This window comes from Micromonospora sp. NPDC005197 (assembly GCF_040608295.1).
Lineage (GTDB): Bacteria > Actinomycetota > Actinomycetes > Mycobacteriales > Micromonosporaceae > Micromonospora.
Genome location: NZ_JBEXHY010000001.1, coordinates 109,085 through 121,098, shown reverse-complemented (window position 1 = coordinate 121,098; position 12,014 = coordinate 109,085). Strand labels below are relative to the sequence as shown.

13 protein-coding genes and 1 tRNA gene are annotated in these 12,014 nt (G+C 71.8%); 9 read left to right on the top strand and 5 right to left on the bottom strand.

What is annotated here, in order from left to right; all coding sequences use genetic code 11:
• The first annotated feature begins 38 nt into the window (after positions 1–38).
• Both ABZU46_RS00625 and ABZU46_RS00620 read left to right on the top strand, forming a co-directional pair.
• Entirely contained in the window at positions 39–290 is a 252-nt protein-coding gene (locus tag ABZU46_RS00625; RefSeq protein ID WP_354853705.1) for a hypothetical protein, read from the top strand.
• A gap of 236 nt (positions 291–526) precedes the next feature.
• Positions 527–895 carry a hypothetical protein gene (locus ABZU46_RS00620; protein ID WP_354853702.1) on the top strand — a complete coding sequence of 123 codons (369 nt, stop codon included), beginning with the start codon at positions 527–529 and terminating at the stop codon, positions 893–895.
• A gap of 8 nt (positions 896–903) precedes the next feature.
• On the opposite strand, the gene ABZU46_RS00615 is transcribed toward ABZU46_RS00620, so the two are convergent.
• Positions 904–2,157, bottom strand: a complete 1,254-nt coding sequence (locus ABZU46_RS00615; RefSeq protein WP_354853700.1) for a benzoate/H(+) symporter BenE family transporter — start codon at positions 2,155–2,157, stop codon at positions 904–906.
• A 56-nt stretch (positions 2,158–2,213) separates the two neighbouring features.
• Between ABZU46_RS00615 and ABZU46_RS00610 the strand changes: the two genes are divergently transcribed.
• Positions 2,214–2,774, top strand: coding sequence for an XRE family transcriptional regulator (locus ABZU46_RS00610; protein WP_354853697.1), 561 nt, complete (start codon positions 2,214–2,216; stop codon positions 2,772–2,774).
• A gap of 7 nt (positions 2,775–2,781) precedes the next feature.
• On the opposite strand, the gene ABZU46_RS00605 is transcribed toward ABZU46_RS00610, so the two are convergent.
• Positions 2,782–3,846 carry an AAA family ATPase gene (locus tag ABZU46_RS00605; protein ID WP_354853694.1) on the bottom strand — a complete coding sequence of 355 codons (1,065 nt, stop codon included), beginning with the start codon at positions 3,844–3,846 and terminating at the stop codon, positions 2,782–2,784.
• Positions 3,847–3,908: 62 nt separating this feature from the next.
• On the opposite strand from ABZU46_RS00605, the gene ABZU46_RS00600 reads away from it, so the two are divergent.
• The 4 genes from ABZU46_RS00600 to ABZU46_RS00585 all read left to right on the top strand — a co-directional run bounded on the left by ABZU46_RS00600 (position 3,909) and on the right by ABZU46_RS00585 (position 8,005).
• Entirely contained in the window at positions 3,909–4,628 is a 720-nt protein-coding gene (locus ABZU46_RS00600; RefSeq protein ID WP_354853691.1) for a protein phosphatase 2C domain-containing protein, read from the top strand.
• Positions 4,629–4,709: 81 nt separating this feature from the next.
• Positions 4,710–5,900, top strand: a complete 1,191-nt coding sequence (locus ABZU46_RS00595; protein WP_354853688.1) for a GNAT family N-acetyltransferase — start codon at positions 4,710–4,712, stop codon at positions 5,898–5,900.
• 42 nt (positions 5,901–5,942) lie between these two features.
• On the top strand, positions 5,943–6,692 hold the full coding sequence (locus tag ABZU46_RS00590; RefSeq protein ID WP_354853685.1) for a ZIP family zinc transporter: 750 nt from the start codon (positions 5,943–5,945) through the stop codon (positions 6,690–6,692).
• A gap of 116 nt (positions 6,693–6,808) precedes the next feature.
• Positions 6,809–8,005 (top strand): hypothetical protein, encoded by a 1,197-nt coding sequence (locus tag ABZU46_RS00585; RefSeq protein WP_354853921.1) that lies wholly within the window; start codon positions 6,809–6,811, stop codon positions 8,003–8,005.
• A gap of 104 nt (positions 8,006–8,109) precedes the next feature.
• Here the strand turns inward: ABZU46_RS00585 and ABZU46_RS00580 are convergent, their stop codons facing one another.
• Together ABZU46_RS00580 and ABZU46_RS00575 are read right to left on the bottom strand one after the other, a co-directional pair.
• Positions 8,110–9,192, bottom strand: a complete 1,083-nt coding sequence (locus tag ABZU46_RS00580) for an NAD-dependent epimerase/dehydratase family protein (RefSeq protein WP_354853682.1) — start codon at positions 9,190–9,192, stop codon at positions 8,110–8,112.
• A gap of 126 nt (positions 9,193–9,318) precedes the next feature.
• A complete protein-coding gene (locus ABZU46_RS00575) occupies positions 9,319–9,510 on the bottom strand; it encodes a hypothetical protein (protein WP_354853679.1) in 192 nt (63 codons plus the stop codon).
• A 152-nt stretch (positions 9,511–9,662) separates the two neighbouring features.
• Here ABZU46_RS00575 and ABZU46_RS00570 point away from each other — a divergent pair.
• Positions 9,663–9,734 (top strand) — tRNA-Lys (locus tag ABZU46_RS00570).
• A 503-nt stretch (positions 9,735–10,237) separates the two neighbouring features.
• Positions 10,238–11,137 carry a hypothetical protein gene (locus ABZU46_RS00565; RefSeq protein WP_354853676.1) on the top strand — a complete coding sequence of 300 codons (900 nt, stop codon included), beginning with the start codon at positions 10,238–10,240 and terminating at the stop codon, positions 11,135–11,137.
• Between the two features lie 225 nt (positions 11,138–11,362).
• Here ABZU46_RS00565 and ABZU46_RS00560 read toward each other — a convergent pair whose 3' ends face one another.
• Positions 11,363–11,866 carry a hypothetical protein gene (locus tag ABZU46_RS00560; protein WP_354853674.1) on the bottom strand — a complete coding sequence of 168 codons (504 nt, stop codon included), beginning with the start codon at positions 11,864–11,866 and terminating at the stop codon, positions 11,363–11,365.
• Positions 11,867–12,014 lie beyond the last annotated feature (148 nt).

The following is a 12,014-nucleotide window of genomic DNA, read 5'->3' as shown; positions in this document are numbered from 1 at the left end:
CCGCACCTTCTCGTACGTGTGTTCGATAGAGTCCCGCCATGGAGCAGCGAAAGCACTGGTGGAACGGGAAGTGGGGGCGACTGGCCCGGCGGGACGTCTTCCTGCGGGTGGACGCCGACCGGTGGCACGTCGAGCAGCGGGCCGGCGGCGCTGAGGGCATCTCCCGTTTCTACGAGTACGGCAGCGCGGACGAGGCCGAGGAGACCGTCCGGGCGCTGCTCGACGGCCCGGACACCTGGCGGGAACTGTCCCCGCGCCCACCGGGCAGCTGGACGCTCCCGAACAGCTGAATGGGCGGGCTGTGCGCGGTGCGCGGGTGGCGCAGGTGCGCGGTGGAGCGCTCGTATCCCGGTCTGTCGCCCGCCATCGTCGCAGAGCCTTGGAGGCGGTATTGCCTTCGACGGTTATGACTCTGAGGTATGAATATTCCTCTGAGGTATACCGCTCTCCGGACCTCTCGCCTCCGCGCCGGCCACCAGCAGGCCGACGGCGTTTAGCCGCGCACGACCCCGGGAACCGCTGAGGGATGGACCAGCAGGACGAGCAGCAGGCGACCATCTCGCGGATCACCACCGGGATGTCGGTGATCGACTCCGCCGGCACCGAGGTCGGGACCGTGGACCTCGTCCAGCGGGGCGACCCCAACGCGGTGACCGTGCAGACACCGACCGCCGACCCGGGCAGCAGCCTGGACGAGCTGATCGAGGCGACGGCTGTCGACGAGCCGGACGTTCCGGCCGACCTGGCGGCGCGGCTGCTGCACACCGGCTACCTGAAGGTGTCCACCGACTCGGCCGTCGGTGCCGTCTACGTGCCGGCCGACCGGATCGCCGCCGTCGCGCAGGGCCGGGTACGCCTCACTGTCGGCGTGGCCGACCTGCCGCCCGAGGAGTGACCGCCGGGTCAGTGATGTTGCGGTGTCCGGTCGGCGGGGATGGCGTCACTCCCCTGAACTGGTGTTGATCTCTCCGCCGAGGGCACGGGGAGCGCGGCGGGCGGCGCGGGTTGGCGGCGGTGGAAGAGCAGCAGCATGAGGCAGCCGGCGACCAGCCCCCAGAACGCGCCGCCCACGCCGATCAGCGTCACCCCGGAGGCGGTCACCACGAAGGTGACCACGGCGGCCTCCCTGGTCGCCGGGTCGGTCACCGCCGCGGCGAGCGCGGTGGCGAGCGCACCCAGCAGGGCCAGACCGGCGACCGCCTCGATGAGGATCGGCGGCGCGACCGCGACCAGGGCCGTGGCCACGCCGGCGCCCAGCCCGAGCAGGGCCAGCCCGAGCCCGGCGGTGACCGAGGCGACCCACCGGCGCTCCGGGTCCGGGTGGGCGTCGGGGCCGGCGGCCAGCGCGGCGGTGATCGCCGCGAGGTTCACCGCGTGCCCGCCGGCCGGGGCGGCCAGCAGGCTGGCCAGACCCGTGGCCCGCAGCGCCGCCCCGAACGGCGGCCGGTAGCCGTAGCCGACCAGCACCGCCATGCCTGGCACGTTCTGCGCCGCCATCGTGACCAGAAACAGCGGGAGGGCGAGCCCGACCAGCGCGGACGCGTTCCAGGCGGGCACGGTCAGGGCGAGCGACGGGGTCAGCGTGGCACCGCTCAGCCCGGCCGGCGGCGCGGTCAGCGCGATCGCCACCACCGCCACCAGCAGCGCGCCGGGCACGGCCCAGCGGCGGGCGAACCGGTGCAGCAGCAGCCAGCCGAGCACCACCGGGCCGGCCACCCGGGGCAGCTCGACGAGCGCGCGGACCGGGGCGGCGCACAGGGGCAGCAGCACACCGGCGAGCATCGCGCCGGCCACCGGCTTGGGGATCGCGGCGACCGCCCGGCCCAGCGGCGGGAAGAGCCCGGCCGCGACGATCAGCGCCCCGGAGACGAGGAAGGCGCCCACCGCCACCGGCCAACCGCCGGTCGGCGGCCCGGTCGCCACCAGCAGCGCCGCGCCCGGCGTCGACCAGGCCACACTCATCGGGATCCGGTGCCGCCAGCCCAGCCAGGCGGCGGCGAGCCCGCACGCCACGCAGAGAGCCAGCAGGCCGGAGGCCGCCTGCGCGTCCGACGCGCCCGCCGCGCGGAGCCCGGCCAGCACGACGGTGAACGAGCTGGCGAAGCCCACCAGCGCGGTCACGACGCCGGCCAGCACCGGTTGCGCCCGTCCCGCCATCCCGACCTCCCCAAGCGTTCCGTTTACGGAACGACAGCGTGTAGCACGATAGCCGGGTGCCGCACCCACCACCAGCCCGCCGTCCGGGCCTCGACGTGGATCCCGCCGTCGTCGGCCGACGGGTCCGTGCCCTGCGGGAGGAGCGGGGGATCTCGCTGTCCACACTGGCGCGGCTCGCCGGCGTCGGAAAGGCCACCCTCTCCGGCCTGGAGAACGGCACCCGCAACCCGACACTGGAGACGCTCTGGGGGGTCACCGCGCAGCTCGGCGTGCCGCTCACCGCGCTGCTTGCCGAGCCGGCCGCCGAGCCCACCGTGCACGGCGCCGCGGTCACCGCCACCCTGCTGGAGGTGTTCGACGACACCGACGCGACCTACGAGCTGTACCGGATGCGCGTCGCACCCGGCGTCGTGCAGATCTCCCCCGCCCATCAACCGGGCGTCACCGAACACGTCACCGTCTTCGCCGGCGTGCTGCGGGCCGGCCCGGCCGACGCGCCGCTGACCGCCCCGGCCGGCGGGCACCTGCGCTGGGTCTCCGACGTGCCGCACAGCTATGCGGCGGTGGGCGACGACGAGGTCGCCGCGAGCCTGCTGTTGCGCTACCCGCGCCGCTGAACCCGACTCAGTCCACCGGGGCGGGCACCGGCAGCCGGTGCCGGACCGCCCAGAGCGCCACCTCGGTACGCGACACCGAGCCGGTCTTGCGCAGCAGGTTCGACACGTGCACGGTGACCGTCCGCACCGAGATGCCGAGCGCCTTCGCCACCTGCTTGTTGGACATCCCGGCGACCAGGCAGCCCAGCACCTCGACCTCGCGGGCGGTCAACTCCGGGTCGAGCGGCACGTCGACGACCGCATCGGCCGCCGACGCCGGAGCGCGCGGCGCGGTCGGCTGACGTGGCGGACGCGGGCCGGGCAGCCGCCGCAGCAACGCCTCCGGTCCCTCCGACGCGTGTGCGGCCAGCAGTTCGGTAAGCGCGTACGGGTTGCCGCCGGTGCAGCGCCAGAGGGAGGTGACCAGCCGACCGGACGGGGTGCTGCCCGCGTACACCTGGGTCAGCACCTCGGCGACCTCGGCCGGGCGCAGCGGGCCAAGATGTTGGCGGACGGCGCCGCGCACGCCGCTGAGCCGGGCCAGCGCGCGGCGGGTGAGGTCCGGCGCCACCGCCTCGGCCGGCGGTCGGCTGGCCACCACGAGCAGGGCGGGCAGGTCGGCGACGGTGGCCAACTCCCCGACCAGGTTGACGCTGGCCGGGTCGAGCGCGTGCAGGTCGTCCACGACCAGCACGGCCGGGCCGGCGCCGACCAGCAGCTGGACGGTCCGCACGGCGAGGCGGAGCAGGGTGCCCGGGGCGTACCGCTCGCGGGGCGCGGTGGGCTGCTGGGCCAGCCAGGCCAGCGCGTCCGACGGCAGGCCGAGCCGGCTGGTGTCCCGACCGGTGAGCACCGCCGCCAGCCAGTCGTACGGGGCCGGGCCGTGCACCCGGGCGGCACCGGAGAGAACCAGCGCGGGACGCGGCGCGAAGGCGTCCACAGCGGCCGCGACCAGCAGACTCTTGCCCACCCCCGCCGCTCCGGTGAGCACCGCGACGGCAGGCGCCGAGCGGCGTACGGCCGCCACGGCGGACCATGCCCGGTCGAGCTCGGCGAGCTCGCCGGCGCGTCCGACCATGGACACCGGCATCATTTCTCAACCCTACGCAGTAGTGCGTAGAGACGAAGGCAGGGTGTTCTTGGCAAGCTGACACCATGACGCTGATCCTCCGCTCGGTCATCCTCAACGACATCGGCCTGGTCCGCACCAACAACGAGGACTCCGCCCTCGCCGGTGACCGCCTGATCGCCGTCGCCGACGGCATGGGCGGGCTGCCCGCGGGCGAGGTGGCGAGCGAGATCGTGATCCGGATCCTGGACGAGCTGGCCCCGCCCACCGACCCGGACGGGGCCGCCGACGCCCTCCGTGCCGTGGTCAGCACCGCCAACCAGCGCATCCACGCCGCGATCACCGTCGACCCGGCCCGCGAGGGGATGGGCACCACGCTCACCGCCGCGCTGCTGGCCGGGGAGACGCTGGTGCTGGCCCAGGTCGGCGACTCCCGCTGCTACCTGCTGCGCGACGGGGAGCTGACCCAGCTCACCCGGGACGACACGTTCGTGCAGGCGCTTGTCGACCAGGGCACGCTCTCCCCCGAGCAGGCCCGGCACCACCCGCAGCGGTCCCTGGTGACCCGGGCCGTGCAGGGCGCCGACACCCCGCCGGCCGTCGGCGTGCTCACTGTGGTCCCCGGCGACCGGTTGCTGCTGTGCAGCGACGGGCTCTCCGACTACGTCGAGGACGAGGCCATCGCGACGACGCTGGGCATGTACGCCGACCGGCAGCAGTGCGGTGAGCAGTTGGTGAAGCTCGCCCACCACGCCGGCGCCCCGGACAACGTCACAGTCGTCGTCTCCGACGTCACGACCCGCTGACCCGCGCGTGGCCTGCCGGTGGCCCGCGCGGATCGGGCCAATCCAGTTGCTGCGACCTGCGCGGCGGGTTGAGATGGGCGGATGACCATCCGACGGGTGACCGCCGACGAACGTCTCACGACGAGTTTCCCGCTGGCCGCGTACGCCTTCGAGGCATCGCCGCTCAGTGCCGCCCGGGTGGAGGAGTTCCGCGACTACCTGCCCTACAACCAGGGCAACCGGACGCTGATCGTCGAGGAGGACGGCACCACCCTGGCCGCCGTCTCGGCCATCGGCATGCGGCAGAACCTGCGCGGCGTGGTACTGCCGATGGCCGGTGTCGCCGGGGTGGCCACCCATCCGCTGGCCCGCCGGCAGGGGCACGTCCGCAGGCTGCTGCACCAGCTCCTCGACGAGATGCGCGACGAGGGGCACGTGCTCAGCGCGCTCTACCCGTTCCGGCCCAGCTTCTACGCCCGGTTCGGCTACGTCGGGCTGCCCAAGCCGCGTACGGTCGCCTTCTCCCCGGCCGACCTGGGCCCACTCGTCCGCGCCGAGCTGCCCGGCGAGGTGGGCTGGGAGCGGATCGCCGCCGGTTATCCCGCCTGGCGGGCGTTCACCGAGCGCTGCCTGCAGACCCGGCACGGGTTCTCGGTGTTCCCGGACCACCGGGCGGCCGGCCTGCGTGACCGGGACGAGTACTGGCTGGTCACCGCCCGGGTGGCCGGTGAGGTCACCGGCGCTGTCACGTACCGGATCGACGACCACGGCGGCACGCTGATCGGCAACGAGCTGCTGGTCGCCGACCCCCTCGCCCGTACGCTGCTGCTGCAGTTCTTTGCTCGGCACGTCGACCAGGTCGAGCGCGTCACCGTCCAGGTCCCGCCCGACGAGTTGCCGGAGCTGTGGCTGACCGACCTGGACGTGCACGTCGAGGCGCGGGTGGGCCGGCCGGGCTCGTCCGCCCCGATGGCCCGGCTGCTGTCGCTGGACGCGCTGCACGGGCTGCCCTCCGGCCCGGGCCGGGTCCGGGTCGAACTGACCGGGGACCGGTGGCTGGCCGGCACCCATCTGCTCGACGGTACGACCGGCGCGCTGGAACTGGTCTCCGACGACAGCGGCCGCACGCCGACGGCCACGCTGACCGCGGCCGGGCTGTCCGCCCTGGCGTACGGGGTGCTGGACCCGGCCGAGCTGCCGTTGCGAGGGCTGGGCGACGTGCCGGCAGACGCCGCCACCGAGCTGCGCGACATCTTCGGGCGCCGGGTGCCGTACCTCTTCGCCGACTTCTGAGCGCGGTTTGCCGACCTCGGTCCAGCGGGTACGGTCCCCGGAATGCCGGAGTGGTTGCAGGCGGGTGGATGGGGATTGCTGGCCGGGTCGGCCCTGCTGATCGGGGCGGCGGTCGGCTTCTTCGTCCGGGTGCCGCAGCGGATCACCGCGTCGATCATGGCGTTCGGCGCGGGGGTGCTGCTCTCCGCCGTCTCGTACGAGCTGATCCAGGTGGCCCACGAGCAGGGCGGGATGCTGCCCACCGTGCTCGGCGCGGCCGGTGGCGCGATCGTCTACACCCTGGCGAATGTGGGCCTCGCCCGACACGGCGCGCGGAACCGGAAGCGCTCGGGCGACCAGCAGCCCTCCGAGGGTGAGCAGCCCGGTTCGGGGTCGGCGATCGCGGTCGGGGCGCTGCTGGACGGCGTACCGGAATCGGTCGTGATCGGCGCCAGCCTGCTCGCCGGCGGCGCGGTCAGCCTGGTCACCGTGGCGGCGGTGTTCCTCAGCAACGTCCCGGAGGGGCTGTCCAGCGCGGCCGGCATGCGCCAGGCGGGCCGCACCCGGCGGTACGTCTTCCTGCTGTGGACCGGGATCGCGCTGATCAGCGGTGTGGCGGCGCTGCTCGGCAACACCCTGCTGGGCGGCGCACCGCCGGAGGTGCTGGCCGCCATCACCGCGCTGGCCGGCGGGGCGATCCTCGCCATGATCACCGACACGATGGTCCCGGAGGCGTTCGAGAACGCCCACCTGCTGGTCGGCCTCATCACGGTCGCCGGCTTCCTGACGGCCTTCGCGCTCTCCCACGCGTGAGCGCGAAGGGCTGCGTGAGTCGACCGCCGGCGAGCGGCATTGCTTAGCGGCGCATTAAACCGGCACGGCGGATTCGTCGTGACGCCGTCGGGGCTCCTAGCATCACCGGGGTGCGCATGACGTCGCTTGCCGCTCTGCTCGTCCTCGGTGTCGCCACCGCGACCCTGCCCGCCTGCGGGTCCACCGATCCGGCTCCGGCCGGCGCGTCGGCCACCCCGGAGGCCACGCCGGACGCCCTCTCGACGGGCGACCAGGGTGTCGCACCGGCGGGCCGGGACGGTCTCGGTGGCCCCGGGGCCAGCACGAGCCCGAAGCCGACCACCCCGGCCGCCAAGGCGCTCGCCGCCGGCAACCCGAACGGCCACGCCACCGTGCCGACCGAGGCGCGCGCGGTGGACACGTCGAAGCCGACCCGCACCATCGGCACCGGCACCCCGGCGAGCTGCACCTCGGCGGCGGTGGTGAAGGCCGTGGCCGCCGGCGGCGTCATCACGTTCAACTGTGGACCGGCCCCGGTGACGATCAAGATGGCCGCCACCGCGAAAATCCGCAACGCCAACGGGCCGAAGATCGTGCTCGACGGCGGCGGCAGGGTGACGCTGAGCGGCCAGGGGCAGCGCCGCATCCTCTACATGAACACCTGCGACGAGGCCCAGGGCTTCACCACCTCGCACTGCCAGAACCAGGACCACCCGCAGCTCACCGTGCAGAACCTGACCTTCGCCGACGGCAACTCCACCGGCGACAAGACGGAGGGCGGCGGCGGGGGCGCGATCTTCGTCCGCGGCGGGCGGCTCAAGGTGGTCAACTCGCGCTTCGTCCACAACCGCTGCGACCGTACCGGCCCGGACCTGGGCGGCGCCGCCGTCCGGGTGCTGAGCCAGTACGAGAACAAGCCGGTGTACGTCGTGAGCAGCACCTTCGACGGCGGTTCCTGCTCGAACGGAGGGGCGCTGAGCAGCATCGGCGTGTCGTGGGTGGTGCTCAACAGCCTGCTCAGGAACAACGAGGCGATCGGCAGCGGCGCCAACCCGGCCAAGTCCGGCACGCCCGGCGGCGGCAGCGGCGGCGCGATCTACTGCGACGGCAACGAGTTCACCGTACGGATCGCCGGCACCGTCATCGAGAACAACAAGGCCAACGAGGGCGGCGGCGCGATCTTCTTCGTCAGCAACAACCGCACCGGCACGATGAAGATCGAAAACTCCCCGCTGCGCCGCAACCCGAGCGGCAAGTTCGAGACCCCCGGCTACCGCGGCATCTTCTTCCTGGGCGCCCGCAACCCCGAGGTCATCGGCCCCAAGCCCGCCTGACCGCCGTTTTTGTGGTGCCCGCCGCCTGGCGGCCTGCCGCAGGTGATCAAGAGGTTCGGGTCACCGAGGCCGGGTTTTCTGACCCAAAGCTCTTGATCACCGCGTCAGTAGGGGTTCTTCTCGCCTGGCGGGTGGGCGTGCAGGAGGCCGGCGGGGCGGCCGGGCAGGGTGCGCGCCGCGGAGAGCGGCGGGCTGGCCGTGTGGTCGCCGCCGGCCATGCCGACGAACAGCTCCTTGAGCGCGGTCAAAGCGTCGATCTTGGGTACCCAACCCAGCTCGGTCTCGGCCCGCTCGCTGGACATCAGTGGCGCGTTCAGGCCCAACTCGACCCAGCCCGCGTCGACCGGCTGCAACCGCGCCCGCCAGGTCAGCGCCGCCGCCACCCGCAGCACCGGAGCGGCGACCGGCACCGTCCAGCCGTGGAAGTGCCGAGCCACCAGCTCCGGGGTCAGCACCGGGTCCGCGGCGACGTTGAACGCGCCGCGCGCATCACCCAGAACCGCCCTGGCGTACGCGTCAGCCACATCGTCGGCGTGGACCGCCTGCATCCGCAGCCGCCGGTTGGTCGGCACCAGCGGTATCCGGCCGAAGCGCAGCAGTCGTACCGGCGCCAACGGGCCGAGAAAATAGCGGGTGATCTCCGTACCGGCGTCCCGCTGGAAGATCAGACCGGGCCGCAGGCGAACCACCCGCAGCGTCGGGTGCTCCCGCTCCAGTCCGTCCAGCAGCGCCTCGACCTCGGCCTTGTGCTCGCTGTACGACGAGCCGGGGACTCCGGTGGCCGGCCACCGCTCGCTGATCGGGTGATCCTTCGGGCCGGGCGCGTACGTGCCGACCGACGAGGCGTACACCAGAGCGGGCACCCCGGCCCGCGCCACCGCCTCGAACACCGCCCGACTGCCGTCGACGTTCGTCCGGCGCAGCACCCGCCGGTCGTGACTGGGTTGGATCTGCCAGGCCAGGTGCACCACCGCGTCCGCTCCCGCGAACACCTCGGCGAGCTGGCCCACCGCGCCCGGCGCACCGATGTCGCAGGAGTGCCATTCCACCTGCTCGTACGGCGTACCGGCATCCGGGCCGGGCAACCGCCGGACCACCCCGGCCAGCTCCACGCCGCGCTCCCGGCGCAGCCGCCGCAGCACCGCCGTACCGACGTTGCCACTCGCCCCCACCACCACGATCCGCATGCCCGACCCCGTACCCGTCCAGCAGCCGGTCAACCGCCGCCGCGCGCCGCGCCCGTGGACTCGGCTTCCTGCATCTCGGGGTAACGGCGGGGGCGGGACAGCCCGACTTCCCTGAATCCGAGTCGATCAAGGGCGCGGCGAGTCGCGGACCCAGCCGTGCTTCTCCTTGCCCCGGCGACCGAGGGTGGCCGCCAGGCAACGCGGGCAGATCCAGCCCACCGCGTCCGCCTCGGTGAGCACGTCGGTACCCAGGTAGTCGAAGCGCACGTGCGGAAAGCGGCGCAGCTGGGTGCGGCTACGGCTGCGTGAGGTCGGCATGATCCACTCCACCTCCCCGAAACGGCGGTATCCACCGCCCCGGATACCGCCACCTCGCCGACCTGGTGTTGATCACCTAAGCTCGCCAGGCATCGACGGCCGGCTGGAAGCCGAGGGTCAGCCACGCTGACTGTCAGGTAACCTGAGCGCGCGGGCCGCTAGCTCAATGGCAGAGCTGTGGACTTTTAATCCATAGGTTCAGGGTTCGAGTCCCTGGCGGCCCACTCCTCCGCAGGTCAGCGGTCCCGTCCGGGGCCGCTGTTGCCATGTTCGGGGCCGGTACAGCAGCGAAGTACAGCAGTGGACCAACCGCCTGCCTGACTTCCGTGTCGGGGATGCTCTCCGGAGCGGCGGCGGACCGCGGCACGCTGACGAGTGCTGGCACGGACGAAGCTCCGAGCGTGCGGCTGTTGCCGGACGTGTGCGGACGTGATGCACAGAGCTCAGACGGAAGTAGCGCAGGCAAGCGAGATGGACGGGTATCGGCCACTTCCAGGCATCCGGGGTGGCGCGCCGGCGGCATGTTCCTCTTGTAAGCGAGGCGTTCCCCGGCTCAGCTCCTGCTCAAGAAGGTGGATGCGCAGGCGACCGATCCGGGCAAGAATCACGTATTCCTGTCCACTGCGCCTGTAGGCACGATCATGAGCGAGGCGCTTTGATGCCTTCTGACCCTTCTGTCGACTTCCTTCATCGAGCGCACCAACTCTGCGAGGACCAGGCCGACGACATGCGGAAGGCCCTGGGCAGGTACATGGACAGTGTGGCTGGGCCGGGCACGGTGGCGGCCAGGGATCATGCCCGCCTGCTGGCATCGGTGCGTAGCGCGGATCGCCAGACGCTGTGGAGCAAGGTGGGCATAAACTGCCTGCATCTGACGGTGAACGTTGCCGACCATGTACGAGCGGTCGCGGTGCTACTGGCGCAGCCGCAGGCGGGGGTGCCGATCTACGCACACGAGACCGTGGCGCGGGCTGCGGTCGAATCTGCGGCGATGCTGATGTACATACTCGACCGGGGACAGGTCTTCGAGGCCCGGTTTGCTCGCGGAGTCGCACACCTGATCGCGGACGCGACCGCGGCTCGGAACGCCGCAGCCGTGGTTCCAAGAAACGCGGTCATGGCGTCACCGGCCGCTGCAGTCACCCAGGAAAGGGATCGACTGATTGAGCTAATCCAGCGAGCCCGGATTGAGCTCGTGATGGGCAAGCGGGATGTCAAGGGCGTCCGGGTGGTAGCGGCAGGCCCGGAAGCGCCGATCGCGGTGAAGGCGACGGACCTGATCCAGGCCCGGTTCGCGGACCTACCGGCGGTCTACCACATGCTGTCCGGCGTAGCCCACGGCATGCCTTGGCGGTTGGCGGACAGCGCCCATGTCGAGGGGCGGTTGGCATCGTGGGAGCCCGATCCGATTTATGTAGGCACATCAGCGCTAATCGCGATGGCCGCTGCGGAGCGCGCAGTCAAGGTGCACTCCTGGTATCGCGGGTTCGACGAGGACCTGATGGCGACACGCATGCAAGCCCGGGTTGCAGCGGCAGACGCAGCGCTTGCAGCGTTTGGGCGGAAGCGCTTTGGGCTGACCCGGATGCCGCCGTCAGTGGCTCCATTCTTGTCACCCAGCGTATGAGTCGGTCCGCCGGATGTGCCTTGGGGCAGGGTCACCCTCCTTGGGCGGCGAGCCGACAGCAACGGCGACCTGACATCAGCCGCTGACATCAACGGTGGCGGCCGAGAACGGACTAGCGCGGACGGATGTTGCCTCCGGCCCGAAACTGGTGGACGTCAGCGGACGCTACGACTCTCGCCGAAAGCGCCTTGTAAGCAGGAGGCCGAGGGTCCTGGTCAGCTTGAATCAGGTGCTCGGTTGACCTTGAGAGGGCACGGGTGCCTCGGCGGCGCCGAGAAGCGCAGGCTCCGTAAGCATGGCGGCTAGAGCTGGATACCACCTGGGGTGTGTACTCACGACCTCGACGAGCGTGGGGCTGTGCCCGAGCAAGAAGCGCGAATAGTCCAACCAGTCTTCCTGCGCGTCGGTTGAAGCGATGGTTGTCGTGCTGTGCAAGCCAACCTCCAAGACATCGCCGAACATCTCCGCAACGGTCAGGACCCGCGCGCGCTCGTCCCCCTCCGGCGGGCAAACTTTGCGTTCGTACAGGTACGGGCGGAGCGACGGCTCTTCGAACAGCATGCGTAGTACTCCGTGCAGCAGTTCCATGGGCTGTTGAACACCCGTGGTGCCGGCTACCGCGTTCTGTAGCTTGCTCTGCTCGATCAGCTGTCGCGTCTGCCAGCCACTGAAGAGCAACGATCCGACTACGCCCAAGACGCCGACGATTGCGGTGATGAGCACGATCATCCCGAGTTCCTAGCGCTCAAGGTCCAGGTTCCGCACCAGTTGTAGCAGTCGATGGCAACTCCGAGCGAGGCAGCGAGAAGGCAGCGTGAGCGCTGATGCGGGCCGCCACCGAACGTGAACTGACGACCGCCCGGTACCTGCTCGTCGA